Source organism: Chryseobacterium sp. NG-CE01, assembly GCF_055695505.1.
Genome location: NZ_CM146369.1, coordinates 107947 through 133142 on the forward strand (window position 1 = coordinate 107947; position 25196 = coordinate 133142).

Below are 25196 nucleotides of genomic sequence, written 5' to 3' on the forward strand. Positions count from 1 at the left end.
AAGTAGGCGTTTGGGCAAGCTTTGCTTTTTGGTTTACACATTGAAGTCACGTTTCGGATTAAACATATAGATCAAAAAGAAGAAAAATAGCGAAACTGCCAGAAAATATTGATAGTAGTGATTGGCATTCTGTGATTTGACCATCGTTTCGGAAGATCCCGATTTCTTTTTCAGGGCTTCGATGATTCTTTCCGGAGCTTCATTGATATTATTTCCGTCGATATACGTTCCACCTGTAGATTCAGCCATTTTTTTCAAAGCTTCAGTCTGTCTCTTGGAAATTACCGTTTGTCCGGACATATCTGCTTTATAGCCCATCAGCTGTCCAAAAGCATATTCGGGAACCGGAGCACCTTCATCGGAACCTATTCCTACGGAAGTGATCATAATCCCTTCTTTTTTAGCCAGTCTTATTGCTGCATCATCATTCCCTTCATTATCTTCTCCATCGCTTAATAAAACGACTTTCCGGGCATCTTTATTTACATTTTTAAATTTCTGGACCGCCACTTTCATTCCATTGAGAAAATCAGTTCCCTGAATCTGCATGGAATTGGTTTCAATGGCACCAACATACGTTTCTGCCGAAGTATAGTCTGTTGTCAGCGGCATAATAGAAGTCGCCTGTCCCGCAAACATTACAATTCCCACCTTGTCATTTTTCATCCGCTGCATGGTCTGAATAATCAGATTTTTTGCTTCCGTAAGACGGCTCGGATCAATATCTTCGGCATTCATGGAATTCGAAACATCCAACATGAATATTACATTATTCAGTTTCTGACTGGTTTTGATTTCTTCGGAACCGCTCAGCAAATCAATAATGGAAAAAATCAGGAAAAGTGTTCCCAGAAGATACAACGCCGGAAAAAATTTAGTGAAACCTGAGCTTTTTTCGAAAAGATGCTGATGAAACTGGCTGTCTGCAAAAAGTTCTCTTTTTTTCTTCTTCCACTTTAAGTAACGGACCAGAAAAAAGGCCAACAGCGGTAACAGCAGCAGCAGTAATAAATACCAATAATTCCCTAAATACCAATCCATTAACTTAAAATTTTATATAATACCCATCTCAGCAGTGCATCCAGAAACAGCATTCCCAACGCAATCCACAGAAAGATTTTAAAATATTCCTGATAATTAAACAGTTTAGCCACTTTTACATCAGATTTCTCCAACTGATTAATTTCATCGTAAACTTCTTCCAGACTTGTGTTTGATGTTGCCCTGAAGTATTTTCCGCCGGTCATCTGCGCTACTTCTTTTAAAACAGGTTCGTCGATCTTAACTTCGGTTTCGGTAAAAACAAGATCACCAAAAATATCAATCTGTGTAGGCATCAGTGCATATCCGTTGGTTCCGATCCCGATGGTGTACACTTTAATATTGTTATTTTTTGCCAGCTCTGCAGCAATAGGAGGAGGCATTGCATTTTCAATGGTGTTGACTCCATCAGTCATTAAAATAATGATCTTACTTTTGGCTTTGCTGTTTTTCAGGTGATTTACGGCTACCGAAAGCCCCTCTCCGATGGCAGTTCCCGGCTCCAGCTCCTGAAGATTAAGATTTTGAAGCTCATCAATAACCACCTGATGATCGGATGTTACGGGAACTTTTGTAAAAGCTTCTCCGGAATAGGTTACCAGCCCGATTCTATCATTGGGTCTTTTCTGGACAAATTTAACGGCAATATCCTTCAAAGCTGTCAGACGGTCGGGTGTAAGGTCTTTGGTGAGCATACTCAGGGAAACATCCACTGAAAGCATGATGTCTATTCCTTTTGTATCGTCGCGATCCTGAGAAATGGTAAAGGTTCTGGGCCTTGCCATTGCGATAATTAATGCAGAAAGAATAATATACTTTGAAAGTTTCAGCAAAAACATTACGACCCGGATTCCTCCGCTTTCGCCCATATTTTTAACGGTAGGAACTTTAATTCCTTTCCTTTTCTGAGTACTGATGTCTCTGATCAGAATTGGAATTAACAGCAGGAAAAGCAGCAAAAACCATGGACTGTAAAACTCAAAATCAAACATCTTTTCTCAAATTTTCGAATTCCAAATCTTTTGATGAGCGCTTTACAAATTCTCTTATGTCAGCGAGGTCTTTTTCCATTGTTTCTTTATCCGGGAATGTTTTCGCAAATTTAACGAGATCACCTCTTACAAATACATCTTCTACTACCCTTTCATTTTCCTGGGAGATGGTATTATTTTTCTTCATAAGGTCTACAAGATCATCGGTTAGTAAAACATCTGCGGGCAAACGGTATTGTTTTGCGATGAATTTCCTTGAAATATCAATTAGTTCTACATAAAAAGAACGATAATTTCCGGTCTCCACATATTTTTTCTTCTGAAGAGAATCAAGCTCCTTAAGCGTTTGATTGGTTGCTACAACCGGAGAGTCTTTTGATTTTCTTCCGTATTTTATAAACATTACCACAGCAATGATCAGCGCAATAACCGCAATGGCTGCGAGAATATAAAACTTATACAGCTGCCAATAATCGGTAACTTCAAGCTTTACTTCTTTATTATTCATGATATCATTAATCGGATCATCTTTCTGAGCAGTATTGATGACATCAATTTCATAAGGAATTGTTTTCAGTATTTTGCCTCCCACCTTGAATTCAAGTGCAGGAATAGTAAACTTTCCTTCTTCAAAAACGGCAAATTCTATTCTTCTGTAATACACATCCTGAGTCTGCGAAATACTGTCTTTCACTTCCTCAAAATGAAAGGGCAGCAGCTCATTTTCCGGAGCCGCAGAAACTTTCTCGCTCTTCAGATCATTAATGGTCACTACAATATGATCCACCTCCCCGAGCGCAATGGTTTTCTTCTCCACACTGGAAGAAAGAATCTGTGAAAAAGCGCTTGCACAGAGTAAAAAACAAAATATAAATAATAATTTTTTCAATTTCAATTTAATGATTCAAAGTTTAAAGTTCAATTCAAGGTTCAGGGACCTTTAATTTTAGCTTTTAATTTATTTTTTCTGAAAATAATTGTACAGTAATTTCGAATAATCGGAACCTGTATCAATATTGAGAAAACTGGCTGAGCTGGTGGCAAAATCATCTTCCAAAGCTCTCAGTTTCTGCTTCTGAGCCTCTGCGAAATTATACCTCCATCTTGCGTTCGACGTGTTCGCCCAGACCTGCTGCCCGGTTTCAGCATCGTACAACAGCATATATCCCACATCCGGAATCTCATTATCTTTTTGATCAAAGATTCTCATGCCCAGCAGCTGATGCTTTTTGGCTGCCGCTTTCAGCATTTTGGAATCATATTCATCTTCAAAATCGGAGAACATAAAAACCAGCGATTTTCTCTTAAAAATACCCATCATATACTCTAACGCTTTATCGATTTTTGTTGTTGCCGGAATATATTCTGCTGTAAGAATGGTACTTATGATCGAAAGGATATGTTTTCTCCCTTTTTGAGGAGGAATTACCCTGTATACTTTATCAGCAAAAAGAATTAATCCTACTTTATCATTATTTCCGGCGGCTGAAAAGCCAAGACTTGCCGCAATTTCTGCTACATATTCACGTTTGAGCTGATTTCTGGTTCCATAATCCATTGAGGCTGAGATATCCACCAGCAACATCATCGTAAGCTCCCTCTCCTCCTCCATTACTTTCACAAATGGTTCACGGAACCGGGCCGTTTTATTCCAGTCGATCCTGCGGATTTCATCTCCGAACTGATAAGGACGTACTTCCGAAAAAGTCATTCCCTGGCCTTTAAAAGCACTGTGATATTGCCCCATCAAAGTAGCTTCCGTCTTTTTTCGGGTACGGATTTCTATTTGTTTGACTTTTTTTACAATATCTTTTATCTGCATATAATTATTAAGGTTTTTGGTTCAATGTTTTTGGTTTAAATGTTCCATTTTATTAAAAAATTAAATTGGGTTAATGGGATTAATAAACTTTAAATCTAAAACATTAAACCTTAAACTCGATTGAAACATTCAACCATTCATCATCAAATTTCGGGCTGTATTTTTTATAGAAATTAATCGCCGGCTCATTCCAGTTTAAAACCTGAAAGACCATTCCGCTGTAGCGACCGGATTTTCCATATTCCATCGTAGCTTCAAATAATTTTCTCCCAACCTGTTTTCCTCTGTACCTTTCGGTCACGACCAAGTCTTCAAGATAAAGTCTTCGTCCTTTCCAGGTGGAATATCTGTCGTAATAGAGTGATATTCCGACAATTTCACTATTATATTCAGCCACAAAAGCTCCCCAGACAGGAGATGGTCCAAACCCATCTTCGATGAACTGATCTAATGTGAGGATAACTTCATCCGATGCCTTCTCATATTCTGCAAGTTCTTTGATAAGTTCCAGCATAGAATGACAATCTTCCGGAACAGCTTTTCTAATAATCACTTCATCCATTACGGAGCCTGAATTTTTGCTAAAATTCTGTTGACGATCTCCTCTGATGAAATTTCTTCCGCTTCCGCTTCGAAAGTAAGACCGATTCTGTGTCTTAAAACATCTTTTGCCAATGATTTTACATCTTCAGGAATTACAAAGGCTCTTCCTTTAAGGAATGCATAGGCTCTTGAAGCAATAGCTAAATTAATTGAGGCTCTCGGCGATGCCCCAAAACTGATGTAATTTTTAAGTTCGGAAAGACCATAATTTTCAGGAAAACGGGTTGCAAAAACCATATCCAGAATGTATTTTTCTATCTTCTCGTCAAGGTAAATCTGATTGATTAATTCCTTTGCAGCAACAATATGTTCAAGTGAAATAACCGGTTTCACGGTAGGCTGATGAGAGGTTGACACCATTCTCATTACCATCCTTTCATCCTCAAATTTAGGATAATCGATCGTACACTTCAGCATAAAACGGTCGCTTTGTGCTTCCGGCAAAAGATAAGTTCCCTCCTGGTCAATCGGGTTTTGGGTTGCCAATACCAGGAACGGTTTCGGCAGCTTCATCGTCTCGTCACCTATCGTTACCTGCTTTTCCTGCATCACCTCCAAAAGAGCCGACTGTACTTTCGCGGGTGCACGGTTGATCTCATCTGCCAGTACAAAATTGGCAAAAACAGGACCTCTTTTTATGGAAAAATCATTTTCTTTAACATTGTAAATCATGGTTCCCACCACATCGGCAGGCAACAGATCCGGAGTAAACTGAATTCTTGAAAATTCACCATCAACAGCATCTGCCAGCGTTTTTATGGCAAGTGTTTTCGCTAATCCGGGAACACCTTCCAAAAGAACGTGTCCATTCCCTAAAAGTCCGACTAAAAGACGGTCTATCATATATTCCTGACCGATGATTACTTTATTGATTTCTTCGCGGAGACGGGAAAAATGGAAGTTGGCTTCTCTTACCTGCTCGGTTAGCTGACGAATATCTTCTGCTTGATATGTATCTGACATAGTCTAATTAAAATAATTGGTAAATTTCTAATAAATACTTGCATAAATCAACACAATCAATGCCATATTTGAGTTAAAGTTTGTTAAATATTCCGGCATCAATGCGAGATTGAAAATAAATGAAACAGTAATCCGAAGCAATAATAAAATAGATTTTCATAAAAATATATAAATTTTGACTGAATCACCTGTTCAAAAATTGTCATTTCCAGTTTATTAAACTATTTTTGGTGATTAAAAATTTTGCAAAGTGAATTATCATTTTCAGGCCCACAGACAGGTGCGGAAGAACCTTCTGGATATTTTACAGAATACTTCTCATGAAGATCTTTTGCTGATTCCGGACGGCTTCAACAACAATATTTACTGGAACATTGCGCATACCGTTGCTACTCAGCAGCTTCTGCATTATTACCTGAGCGGTAATCCTTTCAGAATTGATAAATACTGGATCGAAACCTATAAAAAAGGAACGCTGCCCAACCTGAACGTTCAGAAGTCTGAAGTTGAAGATCTTGAATTTCTTTTGACGGAAACTTCAAAGATTTTAATGAGGGATTACGACAGTGATTTCTTTTCGGATTACACGCCATATACGACAAGCTTCGGAATGGATCTTAAAAGCATTCAGGATGCCATCATTTTCAATAATATGCATGAAAGCCTGCATATTGGCTATGCCATGGCACAGAAAAGAGCAATTTTAGGAGAAAAATATTAGGTTCAAGGTTTTGAGTTTAAAGTTTATGGCAACAGTAAATAGATTTGAAGATTTAGAAATTTGGAAACTTTCACGTGAATTGTGTAAAGACATCTACGAAATTATTGAATCTACTAATCTTAAAAATAATTTTAAACTTTGCAATCAGATTGATAGTTCTTCAGGTTCAGTTATGGATAACATCGCAGAAGGATTTGAAAGAAATGGAAATAAAGAATTTATTCAATTTTTATCAATTGCAAAAGCCTCTTGTGGAGAAACAAGATCACAATTGTACCGTGTATTTGACAGAAATTTCATTTCACAGGAAAAGTTTGAGGCCTTAAAAGATCAAACAGAAGTTTTGAGCCGAAAAATAGGCTCATTCATAAAATATTTAAATATTACAGATTTAAAAGGAACAAAGTATAAACCATAATGGTTTCTGGTTTAAAGTTAAGGTTCTGGATTTGAGCTGGAGTTTTAACAGAAACTCAAAACATTAAACTTTAAACATTGAACCTTAAACATAAAATTTACTCAATGAAAGACGATTTTATTTTCGGGTTGCGTCCCGTGATTGAAGCTATAGAAGCTGGAAAAACAATTGACAAGGTCTTTGTGCAGAATGCACTTCAGGGGCCTATTTATGCTGAACTTAAAGCCATTTTAGCAAAAAATAAAATCCGTCCCAATTATGTTCCGGTTGAAAAACTGAACCGTTTTACCAGAAAAAACCATCAGGGTGTGGTGGCTTTTATTTCAGATGTTCCTTTTCATAAAGTGGAAGATATTGTTCCTCAATTATTTGAAGAAGGGAAGACGCCTTTCTTACTGATTTTAGACCGGTTAACAGATGTCCGAAACTTCGGAGCGATCTGCAGAACGGCAGAATGTGTAGGGGTCGATGCTGTAATCATTCCTGAAAAAGGAGCAGCACCAATTAATTCCGATGCAATAAAAACATCTGCAGGAGCTCTTTACAACGTAAAAATATGTAAAGCACCCAATCTTGCTCATGTGGTAGATTTTCTTCAGCAGAGCGGCATATCAGTATTTGCAGCTAGTGAAAAAGCAGAAAAATTAATTTATGATGTTAATTTTACAGAGCCTTGTGCAGTAGTGATGGGTAATGAAGAAACAGGAATTTCAAAAGAAGTACTTCATCATTCGGATGAAAAAATAAAATTACCGATTGAGGGAAAAACCCAATCACTAAACGTTTCCGTGGCTTGTGGAGCGATTCTGTATGAAGCGGTAAGACAGAAAATGACTGCAAAAGCAGGACTATAGTAAATTATATGAAAGTAGTAAAATTTAAAAAAAATTCAATGAAAAATATAGCAGCATTAGCGCTGATCTCAACAATAGCTTTAGTTTCATGTAATAAAAAAGAAACGGCAAAAATAACGAAAGTAGATCCTAAAACCGGGAAAACAATTACGGTGGAAGTACCTGCCGATTCGGTTGCAAAAGTGGAAGAAAATCCGGCGATAAAAGATTCTGCAGGAATTTATAAGCAGACTTTCAAACTGGAAAAAGGGAAAACCTATCCTCTGACGACTTATCAGAGAGATACCAAAACCATGACTGATCCTACAGGGAAAACGCTGAACGGAACCAGTGAGGCAACAGATGAAATGTCTTTTACCGTAAATGATATCAAAGGAAATGTGTACGATATTACCCTGAACCTGATTTCAAAAAGAAACTCTCAGACTTCACAGGGAAAAACAATCGTTGTTGATACAAAATTGCCGATACCGAAAGAAGACGACCTGAAAATGATCTGGAATATCAACAGAGCGCTTACCGGAAATAAGCTGAGCATGAAGATGGATACCAAAGGAAACGTTATTTCAATCACAGGCTTTGATGCGGTTTACAACAAAGTAGGAAATTCTGTAGGAACACTTGTAAAAGATAAAAACCAGAAAGAAAGCATTATTGAAAGTCTTAAAGAATCATTCAACGAAAAGGTTCTGAAAGACCAGTTCAATAAAAATCTTACTATCATTCCGAAAAAAGGAGTAAAAGTAGGAGAAAAATGGACCAACAGTGAAAATGCCGATGCACAGGGCAAAATAAAAGTAACCTCCAATTATGTACTAAAAAGCGTAGGCAACGGTATTGCTGAAATTGCCGTAACCGGAGGAATTCCTAAAAAAGTGGAGAAGCAGAATCAGGGTGAGGTAACCCACAGCTTAAGCAGTGAACTCAGCCAGAACGGAACCATAAAGTTTGACCAGAATACAGGATGGATCAGCAATCAGAATATTTCTGTGAAAACCACACAGATCGAAACCATTTCAAACGGTAAAGAATCCCAATCCATGAAAAGTGTTTCCAATTCTTCTGTAATGGTAAATCCGTCTGCAAAATAAAAGTTCCAAATTCAAGGTTCGAGGTTTAAGTTTTCAACTCTGGAAATAAAACTTTAAACCCTGAACCAAAACATTTACATCATTATGAAATATATTTTTGAGCTGGTATTGGCCGCCATTATTATTTTCTTTGTATGGAATATTCTTAAAAGGATATTCTTTAAAACATTTTATAGTTATAGATTTAACAATAATAATCAGAATAATAAACAGCAGGATATACGAAACTCAAATAAAAACAATCAAAATATCAACTGGGACGCTGAAACCGTAGATTACGAAGAGGTAAAAGACAGTACAGATAAAGGAAAAACCGAAAACAAAAGATAATAACCATCAACATGGCGAAAAATAAAAACTTGATTTATATTGCAGTTTCAATAATTGCATTTATAGTTTTAGCATTTTTATACTCCACTCCTGTTTTTACGGGAAAACAGCTTTTCCAGCATGATATTGTACAGTATCGCGGAGGCGCAAAAGAGCTCATCGATTACAGAGCCGATACCGGAAAAGAAACTTACTGGAGCGACTCTATGTTCGGAGGGATGCCTACCTATCAGATGGGAAGCCGTTTTAAAGGAGATATTATTAAAAATATAGATTCTGCCCTCAACTTTTTTCCGAGGCCCGTCAATTATATTTTTATGCTTTTCGCCGGCTTTTTCCTATTGGGAATGGTTGCCGTCAGAAACTGGAAATATGCTCTTTTGGGAGCGTCTTTTTTCGGTCTTTCCACCTATTTTTATATCGCTATTGCGGCAGGACACAACGGTAAAATCAATACCATTGAATATTTTGCGCCGCTCCTTGCCGGAATTTTACTCGTCTACATCCGGAGACAATATATCTGGGGATTCATTGTAACCACCCTTTTTATGGGACTTCAGATTGCAGCGAACCACCCGCAGATGACGTATTATCTGTTCCTTGCGTTAGGATTTTTATTCCTGTCTGAATTAATTCGCGCCATTCAGAAAAAAATACCGATGAAACATTTTCTGATTTCTTCAGGAATTATCGCTGCAGCTTGCATTATCGGTGTCGGAATGAATTCTCAGAGAATCATGGCCAACTCCGAATATGTAAAAGAAACAGTTCGTGGAAAGCAGATCTTAACAAACGACAGCCACACCGGAGGAAATTCAGGAATTGATAAAGAAAGTATGCTGATGTGGAGCTACGGAAAACTGGAAACCCTGAATCTTTTCATCCCAAGACTGATGGGTGGCGGAAGCCAGGAGCCGGAAGGAAAGGAAATGATGACCAGAGTACAGGAGCTTGTCCAGGAAAATGTTGGCTCTCAGGCGGAAATGGACAGAATTTCCAAAGGTTTTGGAAGCCTGACGTATTGGGGAGACCAGCCGGGAACTTCAGGACCGGCTTATCAGGGAGCAATCGTTTGTTTCCTCGCATTACTAGGCTTTTTCTTCGCATGGAAAAAATACCGCTACTGGATTCTCGGAGCAACGGTTTTAACCATCTTTTTAGCCTGGGGAAGCAATTTCATGGCACTCTCCGACTTCTTTATTGATTTTGTGCCTTTTTACAATAAATTCAGGGCACCTTCATCTATTCTTGTCGTTGTAGAACTATTATTTCCTTTAATTGCGATTATCGGATTGTACAGATTTTTTAAAGACCATGAATTAACTCAGGAATACAAGCAAAAGATCCTCCTGTATGTTGGAGGTGGAACATTAGGCTTTGTATTAATCTTACTGATTTTCGGAAAATCTTTATTAGGTTTCTATACCGAGAATGAAAAAACATATTTGCCGCCTTTTCTTCTCGATTATCTGACCGAAGAGAGGTTTAAATTATTCAGGATTGATGCCATTAAAGCATTTATTTACGTTGCGATTGCTGTAGGTGCTTTATTTATGGTTTTAAAACAAAAACTCAATCAGAATATTGCTTTGGTAATCATTGGTGTCGTAAGTTTATTTGATCTTTGGACCGTCAACAAACGTTATCTCAATGATGATAATTATGTTGATAAAATCTTTGCAGAAAATCCTTTCCAGACGGAGAGTTCAGAACTTATGGCAGAAAAAGTTCAGGGAAACCCGAACCTGGAGCCTATTTTAGCCAATGTAAACGTCAACAAAACATTGGAAACCATTGCTGAAAAAGACAAAACGCATTACAGGATTTTCAATAATATTTTAGGGACATTCAGCGAAACCAATACCTCTTACTTTAAATCTTCCATCGGTGGATATCACGCAGTGAAGCTGAGAAGGTATGATGACGTGATCAATGAATATTTCCAGATCATGGATTCTGTAAAAGTTCCAAATATCCTCAATCTTTTAAATGCAAAATATTTGGTTTTAGGCGGTCCGGAACAGCCACAGGCCATTCCAAACCCGAAAGCCAACGGCAACGCATGGTTTGTAAGCGACCTTAAATTCGTTGAATCGCCCAATCAGGAAATTAAATCCATCGGTGTAATTGACAGTAAGAAAACAGCAGTTATTGCCGCTTCAGACAAAAAATATTTTGACGGAAAAACGGTTCAGCCGGATGCTGCAGCTTATATCAATTTAACAAAATACCAACCGAACGAACTGGAATTCAAATCTCAGTCGAAAACACCGCAGCTCGCTGTATTTTCTGAGATTTATTATCCTCATGGATGGAAATTCTTTATTGATGAGAAAGAAGTTCCGTATATCAAGGCAGATTATCTTCTGCGTGCGGTACATGTTCCGGCCGGAAACCACAATATAAGAATGGTTTTCGAGCCCGAAGTCATTGAAAAAGGAAAATGGATATCGCTTCTTTGCTTTGCTTTATTTATTATACTCAGCGGTTTTGGATTGTATTCTCTTTACCGCAAAAGAAGCAAAAAAAACCAAGCTGAAAATATTTAGAATTCCAAAAGTTTGAAAAACTTTGTTCATGATTACCCAAAATTATATAACAGATCTTACGTATAGAATTAATGGAGCCTGTATTGAGGTTCACAAAATTCTGGGTGCTGGTCTTGCCGAAATTGTGTATCATCAGGAACTGGAAAAAGAATTTAAATTGAGAAATATTAATTATAAATCTGAATTCCAAATTCCTGTAATTTATAAAAATGAATATTTGAATTGTGATTTTAAATGCGATTTCTTAATAGAAGATTTAATTGTGTTAGAAATAAAATCCGTGTCATCTATTTTGGAAATTCACAAAGCCCAAGTTATCAACTATATCAATTTATTAAAAGTTCCAAAGGGAATTCTTGTAAACTTTAATGTTAAAAATATTTATCATTTTGGTCAGGAAACATTTATAAATAAATACTTTGATCAATATGATTAAACAGTGTAATTAATTTTAAACCGCAAAAGAAACAAAAGAAGATAATACTGAAAAGTTATCCAAAAGTTGGCAAAATGTACTCCTTTGAATTTTTATTTTTTTTAAGAACTACAAACAACAATAATCTTTTGCTTCTTTTGCGGTTAAATAATTATAAATGAAAATCTTAAACTACAGAAAAATAAAAGATATAGATATATAATTCAGGCAAAAGTTACAAAATATTTTTTTTAGTAAACCAAATTAAAATTGGTGGAGTTTTGCTTTCTTTTGAGGAACTAAAAACAATAATCTTTTGCATCTTTTGCGGTTAAATAATTATAAATGAACTCTCCGAAAAAAATACTCATCATCACTTACTACTGGCCACCGGCGGGAGGTCCGGGTGTACAAAGATGGCTGAAATTTGCGAAATATCTCCCTGAGTTCGGTTGGAAACCAGTGGTCTACACTCCGGAAAATCCGAGCTATCCTTTACTGGATGGCAGCTTAATGAAAGATGTTCCTAAAGATCTTGAAATCGTAAAAACGAAAATCTGGGAACCTTACCAGCTTGCCGAAAAACTCAACAAAAGCAATAAAAAGTTCAAAGCCGGGCAGTTTGACGTCGGCAAAAACCAGAGTTGGAAGTCTAAGCTTTCGATCTGGGTGAGAGGTAATTTCTTCATTCCGGATGCGAGAGTTTTCTGGGTGAAGCCTTCCGTTAAATTTTTAGAACACTATTTAAAAGAAAACAAAATAGATGTGGTTGTAACATCGGGACCGCCGCATTCCCTTCATCTGATTGGTTTAAACCTCAAAAAAAAGCTTCCTCATCTAAAATGGATAGCCGATTTCAGAGATCCGTGGACAGAGATTTCCTATTACAAACATCTGAAATTAACCAAAAGTTCCGACAGAAAGCATCGCCAAATGGAAAGCGAAGTCTTCAGAAATGCTGATATTACATTGGCTACAAGTTATACCGACGCAGAAAATTTCAGAAAAAGCGGAGCAAACGCAATCTGTATCACCAATGGATTTGATGAAACCGATTCACAAACAGTAAATTCAGACTCTAAAACGCTCCGACCCTCAAACACTTCAGCTTTCACATTGAGTTATATCGGTGTACTCGAACAATTGAGAAATCCGGAAAATCTCTGGAAAGCGCTTAATGATCTTGTACATCAGAATGCAGATTTTGCCAAAAGTTTTGTCCTGAAATTTGCAGGAAGAATTGATGATAAAATTTTAGCTGATATAGAAAATTCAGCCTTAAAAAATCACATCCTGAATCTTGGCTATTTGTCTCACGATAAAGCGATTGAAGAAATGCAGACCTCCGACATTCTATTGATTACCAATTTCCCGAACGAATCTTCTAAGGGAATCATTCCCGGGAAAATTTTCGAATATCTTGCAACCGGAAAACAGATTATTTCTTTTGGTCCGGATGATGCGGATGTATCAAGAATATTAAATGAAACACAGGCAGGAAAGCATTTCAGTTATGATGATACCGATACAATCAAAGATTTTATACTGAAAAAATTCATGCTTTGGAAAAATGGAAATCTTTCTGAAAATACAACGAATATTGAACAGTTTTCCAGAAAGAATCTTACGAAGAAGCTTGCTGAAATTCTGGAACAAGGCTAATATTTAATTTAAGGCTAAGGCTAAGATTAAGGTTAAAGTTATACTTTATTTAGATATATATATATTAAGGCTTCGACAAGCTCAGCCTGACAATTCATAAGCTTTAATATTAGTTCTGTCACACTGAGTCTCCTGAAGTGTTTAAGAGTATTAATTTAAATCGTCCACTGGTCATTAATAACCGCCACGAGATAATATCTTCCCTGAAATTCTTCAAAAACAAGGCGGAGACATTTCCAGTCTATGCCTGCATTCGCTTCGGAACCCTTGATAAAATTTTCCGTGAAGTCAGCTTCAGGATATATTTTCTTTAAATTATTCAGTGAGTTTCCACTCCCCTGGAATTCATTTAATGAAACTTGTCCCGTCGCAAAATCTGTTGAATAGACCCATTTCCCGAGATAATCATTAATGGTGGCTTTGTACAGATCTCCGCTCCCATCCATAGCGCCCCAGGTGAAAATTGTTTTGAAGGAAGATATTTTTCAAAATCTGATTTTGAAAATTTCTTGTCCTGTTCAGGATTTACAAATGCATACATGGAAAACCGCACTCCTTTTTGAGGATGGATATATTCTGAAAAACTGCTGTAATTTTTCTCTTTCAGAGACTGAATAATTCCTTCATTCAATTTTTTGAGCGATTCTTCTTTGCTTACCCCAGCATTGTTCGGAATTGCGTTTTTGGTACTGTCGGTGACTTTCCCGGAATCGGTATGATCATTGACAAATTTTTCAGGGTTTTTCTTACAGGCTACCGAACTTAAGATAATGATCAAAAAGAATATCTTTTTCATGATTTTAAAAACATCTTTATGAATTCTCCAAAAACAATACCACATTTCAGATAGGGGAAGTTTCTCATTATACAGATTCGGATAGATATTAAATATCGGAAGTATTGCTTTTTGTGAGTTCTAAGAACGGTTTTCCTGCTTGGTTTTTTGTAATTTTGTGTTATGGAAACGTTGGATATTCTCATCATCGGCGGTGGCCCGATAGGACTGAACTGTGCGCTGGAGGCCCAGAAAAATAATCTCAGCTATATTATTATCGAAAAGGGAACAATTGTCAACTCGTTATACAACTACCCTTTGTATATGCGGTTTTTCTCCACTGCCGAGAAGCTTGAAATCGGCGGAATTCCTTTTATTTCTCCCGCTCCGAAACCCGGAAGACAGGAAGCGTTGGAATATTACCAGGGCATTGCAAGGCAAAGAGGTATCAACATCAATTTGTATGAAAAAGTTAAAAAAGTTTCCAGAGAAAATGAAATCTTCGTTATTGAAACAACCAAAGGAAGATATACTGCAAAAAACGTCATCATCTCAACAGGGTTTTACGATATTCCGAATCTGATGAATATACCGGGAGAAGATCTTCCTAAAGTAAAACATTATTATACTGAACCTTATCCATACGCAAAACAGAAAATCGTTGTCGTTGGATCCAGTAATTCTGCGGTAGATGCTGCCCTGGAAACATACAGAAAAGGCGCTGAAGTAACAATGATCATCCGACATTCTGAAATTTCCAAGAGTGTAAAATATTGGGTAAAGCCTGATATTGAAAACAGAATTTCCGAAGGAAGCATTAGCGCTCATTTCAATTCGGAATTAATGGAAATCAAGGAAAAAACAGTCATTTTTAAAAACGAAAAAGGTGAAATTCATGAAATTGAAAATGATTTTGTTTTGGCCATGACAGGATACCTTCCTGATTTTGATTTTTTAAAAAATTCCGGGATTGAATTACAGGGAGATTGTCTGAATCCTTTATACAACAGCGAAACCATGGAAACAAACGTGAAAAATCTTTATCTTGCCGGGGTTGTATGCGGAGGAAAAGATACGCATCTCTGGTTTATTGAAAATTCCAGAATTCATGCAGAAATGATTATTGGGGATATTCTCTCAAAGTAGTGCAAGCAAAAAGCCTGCGCAGATTATACAAATCACTCAGATTTTCTGACTTAAAATTGGTTGTAATTAAAAATCCACCTTTACTCCGAAAATAAAATTCCTTTTAGCAGCCGGATTGTAATACCTGTTTCCGAACGCATTGATGTCAAAACCGGAAACATACTCTTCATTGTATAAATTTTGGATCTGCAGAAAAAGATTCACAGTCGTTTTGTCAAGTTTTACGGGAAATCTGAACTGGATATTGCCAACAACGCTTGGGTCGGACCAGACTGAGTTTGCATCATTCAACGGTATTTTTGAGGTGTAAAAGTGTGAATAATCAACAGACAGTTTTTTGAACAAAACAAAATTCAGCAGGCTGTTTACAGTCGTCCGTGGAACACCGGTGAGATCATTTCCGGAAAAATCACTGTCATTCTGACGGTAATTTTTGAAAGTAAACTGATAAAAACTTCCCGAAAACCTGAACTTAAAATAACTGAAAATGGGATTTTTAAGGTTAAAACTTTTGGATTCCAGAAGTATTTCCAAGCCTTTCTGAGCTGTTTCACCCGAGTTTACAAAGAATTCCTGACCAGCATCATTCTGACGTCTGACGATAGCATCTTTCATTCTGAAATCAAAATAACTTCCTTCCAAGAAAATTGAATTCCCGAACTGTTTTCGGATTCCGACTTCTTTATTCCAACCGTATTCCGGTTTGAGATCTGCATTAAACTGCTGATCCGATGCACGTATTTCCTCATTGGTCGGTGCTGAATTGCCTTTTCCAACTTTTGCACGCACCGAAAAGCCTTTCCCTATAAGATAATTCAATCCAAAGTTAGGCAGCCACTGGTTCTTAAACTGAACCCTTCCGTTTTCAGTACGGGGAAAAGTTCTTTCCCATTCATAAGCATTTGAGTTCAGGCTTAAAGAAATATCGGTGAAAAGTTTGCCGGCAATATTAAGCTTTTGAGAAAGAAAATAAAATCCGGAGGTATTTTTAATCTTATCGAAATTCTGTGGATTACCCTCTATTCCGCGGTTGTTATCATAGTTCCTAACCTGAATATCATTGATTCCGCCTTCAAAACCGATGCGGTATGCCAATGATATCTTCTCCCAATTTTTCTCATAATTGAAGTGAGTACGCAGAGCGAAATTTTTCTCAAAACGGTTTTCAAAATTGGTGATAAACGGATTTTCAAAATCTACGTACGACCCCTGAAGCAGGATGAAATGTGAAAAACCAGAGTTGAAATTATAGTCATGTGAAATTCCTGCCAATATCATCTTATTACGAATTCCGGCATCCTGGTCTTTAGCACCGGGAAGAGTTTTTGTGGCGGGTCTCGCCTGCTTTCTGTTGAGTTCCATCTGTTCTAAAGTGAGTCCGCCCGGCGTCTGATAATCAAGATCAGCATACAGAATCATAGCCTTCAGCAAGCCGTTCTGTGAATATTGAAAATTATCTTTCAGGAATATCTGTTTTCGTACAACTTTAGACTGTTCGCGATAAGAATCGGTCTGATAATAATTCTGAAAAACCTCTACAAAATGTTTCCCCAACTGTCTGGACAGGTTAAAGCTTTGGTTAAAAGTTCCATAGCTCCCCACTGCGAGATTAGCGGATGTCTTTTCGGAATCTGTGGTTCTCAGGAGTACGGTTCCGCCTGTAACGGCTCCGTAATCGCCACCTTCAGGCCCTTTATAAATTTCCATTCTTTTGATGAGCTCTGGAGAAATCACATTGAAATAAGTATTTCCCGAAGCATCCGAAAGAATAAAATCATCCAGATATACTTTTACATTCCGCACACCAAATGGAGAACGGAGGGTGCTGCCACGAAGAGAAATGCGGTAACTTCCGGGAGAGCGTTCTTCCATCCTTGCGCCGGCAATCTGGTTAATAGATTCCAGCATTCTTTCCGGTGGATTCTGATTGAGAAGAGGCCCCGAAACTACAGATACGGATTTGGTGGAGGAGATAAAAGCCGCCGGTTTTTTGTAGGCATCAATCTGCACTTCTGAGATCAGCTCTGCAGAGTCTTTTTTCTGTGCTGACAATAAAGCTGTAAAAATTGTTGGCAGAAGAATGTAGATTTTTTTCATTGCAATTGTGTAAGCAAAAATTGTTCTTTTTATTCTAATATTTTTAAAATTTTATGGTGACCTTGTGATTTTTTTTACCACAGATTTGCACGGATTACGCAGATTATTTTATCCTTAAAACTTATGTTAAAAATTGTTGAGATGCTTAGGAATGAAAAATGTATTGGGTTGATGATGTAATATTTTGATTTTCCCGCAGATTTCACGGATGGCGCAAATTTTTTATACTGTATTTTACACGCAGGAAGAAATAATACATAATTATTTGTGTGGGCTGTTTAATCTGTGCAATCTGTGGGAAATTATAAAATAGTTCACTGTTATCAAATTTATATCTGAAAAGCTTTTTGTGAATTGCCATCTTTGCGTGAGGGATGCGGCGGGCGGCGACGAAGGAGCCGGTGCGAGCGAGGAACGAGCGAGTACGGAAGCGAAGCGTACCCCAAAGCAGCCCGACCCGAATTGTAAGGGGAAACCTCATAGGTTTTAAAAACCTATGAGGTTTGGTTTTGGAATGAGGGACACGCCCAAAACTATTCAACGTTTTTTTTGTCGCCAATCATCCACGGAACGATAAAATAAAATGCAACGGCAATCACTGTTGCCAAAATCCCAGTCCCGATCCATAATGTTGTAAATCCAAGTTTTTCCGCTATTAAAGTTCCCAAATAAGGGGTAACGATAAATGCGATGGAAAAGGAAATACCGTTCAGTCCCATGTAAGCACCTTTGTTGTTTTTCCCCGACCGTAGTGCCGTAATGGTTGACATAAACGGCAGTGCCCAGATTTCACCGACACATAGCAAGCTCATGGAAATAACCAGCGTAATAATACTGTGATCAAATCCCAGCATTGCATAAGAAAGTCCGCAGATAAAAGTTCCCAGAAACATTGTTACGGCCAGGCTGAAATATTTTTCGGCAACCTGAACGAGACCCATTTCCAGTAAAACCACCAGAAATCCGCTGTAGCCAAGAATGTAACCAATACTTTGCTGACTGAGATGAGCGGTATCTTTATAAAAAATAGTTAATGTACTGAATAACTGGAAAAAACAGATGGAAAAAAGCATGCAGAAGAAACAGTATATTAAAAATTTACCGTCGCGGTAAGGCGAACTGTCTTTTTTAATATTGATTACTTCTTTTACTTTTTTAGCTTTCAGTCTGGCGATTTTATTCCGTTTTTTAAAAAATACAATGTATAGAATACCCGCCGATAAAGCTGTTAAAGCATTGGCAAAGAACAGGAACTCATAAGAAATTGCCGACAGGATTCCACCTAAAGCAGGACCAATGGAAAATCCCAAATTGACGGCCATCCTGTTTAATGAAAATGCCCGCGTTATATTTTCAGGTTTTGCATACTTTGTTATGGCTACAGAGTTAGCCGGGCGGAAAGCGTCACTTACAATACTCTGAGCCAATATAATGGCAGCAACACCTACTTCTGTTTTAAAAACAGGAATCAGACAGAACAAAGGGACACTCAGCAATAAGCTGAAAGACTGTACTTTGTACTCGCCAATCTTATCGGTAATGAATCCGCCTAACCAGGAACCGATAACGGAGCCTATTCCGAAAAAGCTCAAAACAATCCCGGTATTTTCTATGCTGAAATGCAAATGATTGGTCATATATACTCCCAGAAACGGAAGTACCATGGAGCCGGCCCGGTTGATGAGCATCACCAGTGCCAGCATCCAGCTTTCTTTGGAAAGCCCTTTGAATGAGTTTGTATATAAATATATAAGTTTCATGATTTTATATTTTAATAGGACTTTATCCTATTTTGGTTTATATCGTCCCTTCGGGACTCTTTTGCTTAATATTATCATCTTTTTAAACAAAAAAACAGGGCCTAAAAATAAGCCCTGTTTCATTTATATTGATATAAATAAATTTTACTCCGGCTTATAAGAGTCTTTTAAAGTTACAGTTCTGTTGAAGACCAAATTGTCTTCGGTAGAATCCTGATCTTTCGTAAAATAGCCAATTCTCTGAAACTGAAGCGGTGCTCCCACTTCCACATCTTTAAGGTTTGGCTCTGCGAATCCTTTTACCACGGTTACGGATTCCGGGTTAATGAAATTAAGGAAGTCGACATCCTTTTCTGCATCAGGCTGCTCTACGGTAAACAGTTTGTCGTAATTTCTGATTTCTACAGGAATAGCATGCTTCGCAGAAACCCAGTGAATAGTTCCTTTTACTTTTCTTAAGCTTTCTTCCGTTCCGCTGCCTGACTTAGACTTTTCGTCGTACGTTGCATAGATGGTGATGATGTTTCCATTTTCATCTTTTTCTACTCTTTCACCCTTAATGATATAAGCAGATTTTAAACGGACTTCTCCTCCCAGTTTCAATCTGAAAAATTTATTGTTGGCTTCTTCCTTGAAATCTTCACGCTCGATATACAATTCTCTTGAGAAAGGTATTTCTCTTGTTCCTTCATCTTCCTGTTCCGGATTGTTTTCTGTTTCCAGCCATTCTTCTTTTCCTTCCGGATAGTTTTCAATGACCAGTTTTACAGGATCCACAACGGTCATGACACGTTTTGCTACTTTATTTAAGTCTTCACGAACGCAGAATTCCAATAACTGAATCTCAATAAGGTTTTCCCTTTTGGCAACCCCTACTTTTTCAATAAAATTCCTGATCGCTGTTGCCGTATATCCTTTTCTTCTCATTCCTGAAATGGTAGGCATTCTGGGATCATCCCATCCGTTCACCACTTTTTCAGCAATCAGTCTTTGCAGTTTTCTTTTAGAAGTAATCATATAAGAGACATTCATTCTTGCGAATTCTCTTTGCTTATTTCTTACTTTCGCTTCATCATATACCTGATCAAGATACCAATCATACAGCGGTCTGTGGTTTTCAAATTCCAAAGAACATAAAGAGTGTGAAATCTGTTCGATATAATCAGATTCTCCGTGTGCCCAATCATACATCGGGTAGATCTTCCAGGCTGTTCCCGTTCTGTGGTGAGGTCTTCTTAAGATCCTGTACATCACAGGGTCACGCATGTTCATATTGGGAGACGTCATGTCAATTTTTGCACGCAGCGACATTGAACCTTCCTCAAACTCTCCGTTTTTCATTCTTTCAAATAAGTCTAAAGATTCTTCAACCGGGCGGTTTCTGTATGGAGATTCAACACCTGGTTCAGTAGGATTTTTTCGCTGTTCGGTAATGACTTCAGAAGGCTGCTCATCTACATAAGCCTTACCTTCTCTGATCATCTGAACAGCCCAATCGTAAAGCTGCTGGAAGTAATCGGAAGCATACAAAACTTTATCCCATTTAAAACCTAACCATTCAACATCTTTCATGATAGAATCTACGAATTCCTGTTCTTCTTTTTCAGGATTCGTATCGTCGAAACGAAGGTTCACGGGAGCATTGTATTTTTCGCCAAGCCCAAAGTTAATGCAGATCGCTTTTGTATGACCTACATGCAGATAACCGTTGGGTTCAGGCGGAAAACGGAAACGGATCTGATCTCTTTTCAGACCGTTTGCCAAATCATCTTCGATAATTTGCTCAATAAAATTGAGTGATTTTTTTTCTTCTTCCATTGAAATTCGCTTTAAGAATGTCGTATCTACGACAATTTGCAAATTTAGGAAAATTTAAAGTTCTACGGAAATTATAATTTACGGGTTTTTTAAGGCTGCTTATTCGATATTTTAACGTATCTTCGCACTAACTAAAACCAGAGCTAAAATTATACATTATGTCCAAACCCATTCTATATTCAAAGAGACTTCTATCTTAAGAATCCATATCTAATTTTCAAGTCTAAATTAACCGTAATTTAATTTTCTGTTAAGAAAAAAAGAACAAAAAGAGTCAAACTCTTATTAAACAGGCATTTAAAAAACTACATGAAATATATCATATCTGAAGATGCCAGAGATACCATGTTATGGCACAAAGATTGCAGCCAAATAAGCGCACACAATACTAAATAATATTATTATGAAAAAGGTTAAAAGAACGTTTTCTTCATTTTTAGAATACATCAGAAAGGCAATTTTCGTAGAAGATGTTATCTAGAAATAAGAAATTTCAGGACAATGTTATTTATCCTAATTTTTTTAAGGATAGAGTATCTGACAGGCTCCAATCTTACAAACTATACTTTAAAATATAATAATTCTCCTCTCAAATCAAGATTGGATTCGAAATTATTGACAAATAATGATCCGGTACCCAGACCCTGCGGCATCGGATTTTTTTTGGTAAAAGTGTATTGTGCAATAGCGTTCAGACCTATGTTACTTTCCAGCGCAGAGGTAATCCACCAATCAATATTACGCTCTTCTGCTAAAGAAATCCATTCGTCAGAACCTGAAAAGCCTCCGATCAGAGATGGTTTTAAAATAATATACTGAGGCTTTACGCGATCCAGCAGATCCATTTTTTTATCCCAATCAACAATTCCTATCAACTCTTCATCTAAAGCAATAGGTGTAGGAGTTTCCGCACACAATTCTGCCATATCGTGCCAGTTTCCTGCTTTTATAGGCTGTTCTATCGAATGAATATGCAAATCTGCCAGCTGCTGCAAAACAGTTTTGGCTTCATGTTTTGTAAAACCTCCGTTTGCATCAACGCGCAGCTCCAGCTTCTCTTTTGAAAATTTCTGTCTTAATTTCTGAAGAATTTCATGTTCTGAGTTCCAGTCGACTCCAATTTTTAATTTGATACAATGAAATCCCTGATCCAGCTTATCCTGAATCTGTTCTTCCATATACCCTATACCTCCCATCCAGATCAAACCATTGATTACAATCGGAGTCTTACCTTCCGTAAATTCACCCGGAAAATAAAGGTTTCTACCATTTTTTACATTGAGAACCGCCTGCTCATAACCAAACCAGATTGATGGGAATTCTTTTAAATTTTCCTTTAAAAAAACATATCCCTGATCAATATTTTCGCAAAGCCATTGAAGCTTATCTTCATAATCCGGTCTGTCGTCAAAGCTCAATCCTCGGAATACCGCACACTCACCCACTCCTTTATTCCCATTTTCTGAAATTTCGAGAATAAAAGTTTCCTTTTCATACAAAACGCCGCGAGATGTTCCGCTCGGGCGTTTGAATTCTAATATATATCTGAAATATTCTGCTGTCATTATTTTACGCTGTCAATTCTCATAAATTCTTCCGCTTTCTCCACCATATCAACGCTTCCGCAGAAAAAAGGAATTCTCTGATGCAGCTCTGTCGGTTCAATTTCAAGAATTCTTCTGAATCCGTCTGTCGCTTTACCTCCGGCCTGCTCTGCAAGGAATGCCATCGGATTACATTCATATAACAATCTCAGTTTTCCGTTCGGCGCCTGTGAATAAGAAGGATAAATATAGATGCCGCCTTTCAGCATATTTCTGTGGAAATCAGCTACAAGAGAACCAATATATCTTGAGGTATAGGGTCTGTCGCCTTCTTCCATCTGGCAATATTTAAGGTAATTTTTTACGCCCTGCGGGAATTTAATATAATTTCCTTCGTTAATAGAATAGATTTTCCCTGTTCTGGGGAACATCATATTCGGATGAGAAAGATAGTAAGTACCTAAGGAAGGATCAAGTGTAAAACCGTTTACCCCGTTTCCGGTAGTATAAACAATCATTGTCGAAGACCCGTAAATCACGTATCCGGCAGCTATCTGGTTGACTCCTTTCTGTAAAAAATCCTGAAGCTGAACCGGAGTTCCCGGTTCGGTCACTCTTCTGTAAATCGAAAAAATAGTTCCCACGGAAACATTGACATCAATATTTGAAGAACCATCCAGAGGGTCAATCAATACAACATACTTGCTTAAATGGCCGTTTTCGCCGCATTTTATATCGATAAAATCGTCATTTTCCTCAGAGGCAATTCCGCAAACCACTTCTCTTTGAGACAGAGCGGTAATAAAAATTTCATTGGCAATAACATCAAGCTTCTGCTGCTCTTCGCCCTGAATATTCTGGTTTCCGGCAGCTCCTGCAATGTCTACAATCCCGGCTTTATTTACTTCTCTGTTTACTACTTTCGAAGCCAGTCTTATCGCGCTCAGAAGACGAGAAAATTCTCCGGTAGAATACTGAAAATCATCTTGTCTGTCAATAAGAAATTCTCCTAAAGTCTGTAATGGTCTTTCTGACATATTTTCCTTTTTACGTTTTCCTCAAATTTCGTAAAATTTATCACAATTTGAAAGAATTATTAAGAAAAGAGCTTATCATTTGTTTATCAGCATCATACAGCGTCGCCTCATATTATTATCCATATCTTATCATAAAAAACAGTTCCCGAATTAGCAAAGGATATCATTAAAATTTCTCCCGATTGGTAATTTTAATGAAATCTTAAGTTCTCTGTGATCCAACGCTATTTCATATCTCGTTGTAAATTTATAATTTTGTGACCCGTAAAATATTCCCACAAATTTTATCTAACAATTTTATTATTAACAATTTAATGAAAATTTTCAAGTTTGGTGGAGCATCGGTAAAAGATGCCGAAAGCGTAAAAAATGTATCCATGGTATTACAAAGCCAGGGATTTGCAAAGTGTCTGCTGGTAATTTCAGCGATGGGCAAGACGACAAATGAACTGGAAAAAGTGGTGGAACTTTATTTTAGAAAAGACAACTATCAAACTGAAATTGAAAAAATAAAGCGAAAACACATCGAAATTGCAGAAGGCCTTTTCCCTGAAAACCACGCTGTATTTTCGGAAATCAACTTATTTTTTGATGATATTGATTCTTTTTTAAGAAGGAACAAATCTCCCAATTACAATTTTGTCTACGATCAGGTAGTAAGCTGTGGAGAAATGATTTCTACAAAAATTGTGAGCGAATATTTGAACGAAATACAGTTTACCAATCAGTGGCTTGATGCAAGAGATTATGTAAAAACCGACAATTCTTATCGGGAAGGTGTTGTAGACTGGGCAAAAACTGAAGAATTCATTTCAAATTTAAATAAAGAAATCTGCTATGTTACCCAAGGCTTCATCGGTTCCGATGAAAATAATTTTACCGTAACACTGGGAAGGGAAGGTTCGGATTACTCTGCAGCTATTTTTGCCTATTGCTTAAATGCGGAAGCCATGACCATCTGGAAAGATGTTCCGGGGGTAATGACCGGAGATCCGAGAAAATTCAATGATGTGACGCTTCTTTCCAATATTTCTTATGAAGAAGCGATAGAAATGGCTTATTACGGAGCAAGCGTAATTCATCCTAAAACATTACAGCCGCTTCAGCAAAAAAATATTCCTTTTTATGTAAAATCTTTTGTAGATCCTACCAAAGAAGGTACTAAAGTGGGAGCTTCCGAGAAAAACCAGAGTGAGGAAACTTATATTTTAAAGGAAAATCAGACACTTTTAAAAATCTCGACAAGGGACTTTTCATTCATCGCGGAAGATCATATGAGCTTAATTTTCGGATATTTATCCAAAAACAAGATCAAGGTTTCTCTGATGCAGAATTCCGCTATTTCACTGGCTTTATGCCTGGAAGATAAGTTCAACAATATTGATGAGCTGAACGAAGAACTTCAGAAAGTATTCCGTACAGAAGTGATAAAAAATGTATCTTTATTTACGGTAAGGAATGCGAAGATGGATCATATTGATAAATTTTACCAGGAAAAAAGTGTATTATTGGAGCAGATTTCGAAGAATACACTTCAAATGGTAACACAATAAAACTA

The 25196-nt window shown here is 37.4% G+C and carries 23 protein-coding genes; 10 read left to right on the plus strand and 13 right to left on the minus strand.

Annotated features, from left to right (window positions below; genetic code table 11):
• Nucleotides 1–33: 33 nt before the first annotated feature.
• From ACYT6F_RS00575 to ACYT6F_RS00600, 6 genes are all read right to left on the minus strand, one after another.
• Nucleotides 34–1041 (minus strand): vWA domain-containing protein, encoded by a 1008-nt coding sequence (locus tag ACYT6F_RS00575; RefSeq protein ID WP_472599403.1) that lies wholly within the window; start codon nt 1039–1041, stop codon nt 34–36.
• On the minus strand, nt 1041–2033 hold the full coding sequence (locus ACYT6F_RS00580; protein WP_472599404.1) for a VWA domain-containing protein: 993 nt from the start codon (nt 2031–2033) through the stop codon (nt 1041–1043). The genes ACYT6F_RS00575 and ACYT6F_RS00580 overlap by 1 nt, the downstream gene beginning before the upstream one ends.
• Complete coding sequence (locus ACYT6F_RS00585; protein WP_472599405.1) at nt 2026–2922, minus strand: BatD family protein; 897 nt, start codon at nt 2920–2922, stop codon at nt 2026–2028. Before ACYT6F_RS00585 ends, ACYT6F_RS00580 begins: the two co-directional genes overlap by 8 nt.
• Nucleotides 2923–2991: 69 nt before the next feature.
• The gene (locus tag ACYT6F_RS00590) at nt 2992–3855 is read right to left on the minus strand and encodes a DUF58 domain-containing protein (RefSeq protein WP_472599406.1); all 864 of its coding nucleotides are present in this window, start codon (nt 3853–3855) and stop codon (nt 2992–2994) included.
• 103 nt (nt 3856–3958) lie between these two features.
• The gene (locus ACYT6F_RS00595) at nt 3959–4417 is read right to left on the minus strand and encodes a GNAT family N-acetyltransferase (protein ID WP_472599407.1); all 459 of its coding nucleotides are present in this window, start codon (nt 4415–4417) and stop codon (nt 3959–3961) included.
• Nucleotides 4417–5421: an AAA family ATPase gene (locus ACYT6F_RS00600; protein ID WP_169229574.1), complete on the minus strand. Its 1005-nt coding sequence runs from the start codon at nt 5419–5421 to the stop codon at nt 4417–4419. Before ACYT6F_RS00600 ends, ACYT6F_RS00595 begins: the two co-directional genes overlap by 1 nt.
• A gap of 250 nt (nt 5422–5671) precedes the next feature.
• Between ACYT6F_RS00600 and ACYT6F_RS00605 the strand changes: the two genes are divergently transcribed.
• From ACYT6F_RS00605 to ACYT6F_RS00640, 8 genes are all read left to right on the plus strand, one after another.
• Nucleotides 5672–6142, plus strand: coding sequence for a DinB family protein (locus ACYT6F_RS00605; RefSeq protein WP_472599408.1), 471 nt, complete (start codon nt 5672–5674; stop codon nt 6140–6142).
• Nucleotides 6143–6167: 25 nt separating this feature from the next.
• Nucleotides 6168–6560, plus strand: coding sequence for a four helix bundle protein (locus ACYT6F_RS00610; RefSeq protein ID WP_322924413.1), 393 nt, complete (start codon nt 6168–6170; stop codon nt 6558–6560).
• A 104-nt stretch (nt 6561–6664) separates the two neighbouring features.
• The gene (gene rlmB, locus ACYT6F_RS00615; protein ID WP_472599409.1) at nt 6665–7414 is read left to right on the plus strand and encodes a 23S rRNA (guanosine(2251)-2'-O)-methyltransferase RlmB; all 750 of its coding nucleotides are present in this window, start codon (nt 6665–6667) and stop codon (nt 7412–7414) included.
• A 38-nt stretch (nt 7415–7452) separates the two neighbouring features.
• The gene (locus tag ACYT6F_RS00620) at nt 7453–8505 is read left to right on the plus strand and encodes a DUF6263 family protein (RefSeq protein ID WP_472599410.1); all 1053 of its coding nucleotides are present in this window, start codon (nt 7453–7455) and stop codon (nt 8503–8505) included.
• A gap of 84 nt (nt 8506–8589) precedes the next feature.
• Entirely contained in the window at nt 8590–8835 is a 246-nt protein-coding gene (locus tag ACYT6F_RS00625) for a hypothetical protein (protein WP_472599411.1), read from the plus strand.
• Between the two features lie 11 nt (nt 8836–8846).
• Complete coding sequence (locus ACYT6F_RS00630; RefSeq protein WP_472599412.1) at nt 8847–11384, plus strand: YfhO family protein; 2538 nt, start codon at nt 8847–8849, stop codon at nt 11382–11384.
• A 28-nt stretch (nt 11385–11412) separates the two neighbouring features.
• Nucleotides 11413–11820, plus strand: a complete 408-nt coding sequence (locus tag ACYT6F_RS00635) for a GxxExxY protein (protein ID WP_472599413.1) — start codon at nt 11413–11415, stop codon at nt 11818–11820.
• A 324-nt stretch (nt 11821–12144) separates the two neighbouring features.
• Entirely contained in the window at nt 12145–13461 is a 1317-nt protein-coding gene (locus tag ACYT6F_RS00640; RefSeq protein ID WP_472599414.1) for a glycosyltransferase family protein, read from the plus strand.
• A 155-nt stretch (nt 13462–13616) separates the two neighbouring features.
• On the opposite strand, the gene ACYT6F_RS00645 is transcribed toward ACYT6F_RS00640, so the two are convergent.
• Nucleotides 13617–13907 carry a hypothetical protein gene (locus tag ACYT6F_RS00645; protein ID WP_472599415.1) on the minus strand — a complete coding sequence of 97 codons (291 nt, stop codon included), beginning with the start codon at nt 13905–13907 and terminating at the stop codon, nt 13617–13619.
• Nucleotides 13811–14257 (minus strand): hypothetical protein, encoded by a 447-nt coding sequence (locus ACYT6F_RS00650; RefSeq protein WP_472599416.1) that lies wholly within the window; start codon nt 14255–14257, stop codon nt 13811–13813. The genes ACYT6F_RS00645 and ACYT6F_RS00650 overlap by 97 nt, the downstream gene beginning before the upstream one ends.
• Nucleotides 14258–14419: 162 nt before the next feature.
• Here ACYT6F_RS00650 and ACYT6F_RS00655 point away from each other — a divergent pair, with 162 nt between their 5' ends.
• Nucleotides 14420–15382, plus strand: a complete 963-nt coding sequence (locus ACYT6F_RS00655) for a YpdA family putative bacillithiol disulfide reductase (protein ID WP_472599417.1) — start codon at nt 14420–14422, stop codon at nt 15380–15382.
• Between the two features lie 66 nt (nt 15383–15448).
• Here the strand turns inward: ACYT6F_RS00655 and ACYT6F_RS00660 are convergent, their stop codons facing one another.
• The 5 genes from ACYT6F_RS00660 to fbp form a co-directional block, all read right to left on the minus strand.
• On the minus strand, nt 15449–17479 hold the full coding sequence (locus ACYT6F_RS00660; RefSeq protein ID WP_472599418.1) for a TonB-dependent receptor: 2031 nt from the start codon (nt 17477–17479) through the stop codon (nt 15449–15451).
• A 533-nt stretch (nt 17480–18012) separates the two neighbouring features.
• Entirely contained in the window at nt 18013–19239 is a 1227-nt protein-coding gene (locus tag ACYT6F_RS00665) for an MFS transporter (RefSeq protein WP_472599419.1), read from the minus strand.
• Between the two features lie 144 nt (nt 19240–19383).
• Entirely contained in the window at nt 19384–21057 is a 1674-nt protein-coding gene (locus ACYT6F_RS00670; RefSeq protein ID WP_472599420.1) for a glutamine--tRNA ligase/YqeY domain fusion protein, read from the minus strand.
• Nucleotides 21058–21617: 560 nt separating this feature from the next.
• Nucleotides 21618–22622 (minus strand): o-succinylbenzoate synthase, encoded by a 1005-nt coding sequence (locus ACYT6F_RS00675; protein ID WP_472599421.1) that lies wholly within the window; start codon nt 22620–22622, stop codon nt 21618–21620.
• Nucleotides 22622–23638, minus strand: coding sequence for a class 1 fructose-bisphosphatase (fbp, locus tag ACYT6F_RS00680; RefSeq protein ID WP_472599422.1), 1017 nt, complete (start codon nt 23636–23638; stop codon nt 22622–22624). Before fbp ends, ACYT6F_RS00675 begins: the two co-directional genes overlap by 1 nt.
• A 314-nt stretch (nt 23639–23952) precedes the next feature.
• Between fbp and ACYT6F_RS00685 the strand changes: the two genes are divergently transcribed.
• A complete protein-coding gene (locus ACYT6F_RS00685; RefSeq protein ID WP_472599423.1) occupies nt 23953–25191 on the plus strand; it encodes an aspartate kinase in 1239 nt (412 codons plus the stop codon).
• Nucleotides 25192–25196 lie beyond the last annotated feature (5 nt).

Coding starts and splice junctions, on each gene's coding strand:
- ACYT6F_RS00600 (WP_169229574.1), bottom strand. CDS start 5,421: ATGTCAGATACATATCAAGCAGAAGATATTCGTCAGCTAACCGAGCAG.
- ACYT6F_RS00670 (WP_472599420.1), bottom strand. CDS start 21,057: ATGGAAGAAGAAAAAAAATCACTCAATTTTATTGAGCAAATTATCGAA.
- fbp (WP_472599422.1), bottom strand. CDS start 23,638: ATGTCAGAAAGACCATTACAGACTTTAGGAGAATTTCTTATTGACAGA.
- ACYT6F_RS00640 (WP_472599414.1), top strand. CDS start 12,145: ATGAACTCTCCGAAAAAAATACTCATCATCACTTACTACTGGCCACCG.
- ACYT6F_RS00685 (WP_472599423.1), top strand. CDS start 23,953: ATGAAAATTTTCAAGTTTGGTGGAGCATCGGTAAAAGATGCCGAAAGC.
- ACYT6F_RS00655 (WP_472599417.1), top strand. CDS start 14,420: ATGGAAACGTTGGATATTCTCATCATCGGCGGTGGCCCGATAGGACTG.
- rlmB (WP_472599409.1), top strand. CDS start 6,665: ATGAAAGACGATTTTATTTTCGGGTTGCGTCCCGTGATTGAAGCTATA.
- ACYT6F_RS00630 (WP_472599412.1), top strand. CDS start 8,847: ATGGCGAAAAATAAAAACTTGATTTATATTGCAGTTTCAATAATTGCA.
- ACYT6F_RS00635 (WP_472599413.1), top strand. CDS start 11,413: ATGATTACCCAAAATTATATAACAGATCTTACGTATAGAATTAATGGA.
- ACYT6F_RS00595 (WP_472599407.1), bottom strand. CDS start 4,417: ATGGATGAAGTGATTATTAGAAAAGCTGTTCCGGAAGATTGTCATTCT.
- ACYT6F_RS00625 (WP_472599411.1), top strand. CDS start 8,590: ATGAAATATATTTTTGAGCTGGTATTGGCCGCCATTATTATTTTCTTT.
- ACYT6F_RS00620 (WP_472599410.1), top strand. CDS start 7,453: ATGAAAAATATAGCAGCATTAGCGCTGATCTCAACAATAGCTTTAGTT.
- ACYT6F_RS00660 (WP_472599418.1), bottom strand. CDS start 17,479: ATGAAAAAAATCTACATTCTTCTGCCAACAATTTTTACAGCTTTATTG.
- ACYT6F_RS00650 (WP_472599416.1), bottom strand. CDS start 14,257: ATGAAAAAGATATTCTTTTTGATCATTATCTTAAGTTCGGTAGCCTGT.
- ACYT6F_RS00665 (WP_472599419.1), bottom strand. CDS start 19,239: ATGAAACTTATATATTTATATACAAACTCATTCAAAGGGCTTTCCAAA.
- ACYT6F_RS00645 (WP_472599415.1), bottom strand. CDS start 13,907: ATGGATGGGAGCGGAGATCTGTACAAAGCCACCATTAATGATTATCTC.
- ACYT6F_RS00675 (WP_472599421.1), bottom strand. CDS start 22,622: ATGACAGCAGAATATTTCAGATATATATTAGAATTCAAACGCCCGAGC.
- ACYT6F_RS00590 (WP_472599406.1), bottom strand. CDS start 3,855: ATGCAGATAAAAGATATTGTAAAAAAAGTCAAACAAATAGAAATCCGT.
- ACYT6F_RS00610 (WP_322924413.1), top strand. CDS start 6,168: ATGGCAACAGTAAATAGATTTGAAGATTTAGAAATTTGGAAACTTTCA.
- ACYT6F_RS00580 (WP_472599404.1), bottom strand. CDS start 2,033: ATGTTTGATTTTGAGTTTTACAGTCCATGGTTTTTGCTGCTTTTCCTG.
- ACYT6F_RS00575 (WP_472599403.1), bottom strand. CDS start 1,041: ATGGATTGGTATTTAGGGAATTATTGGTATTTATTACTGCTGCTGCTG.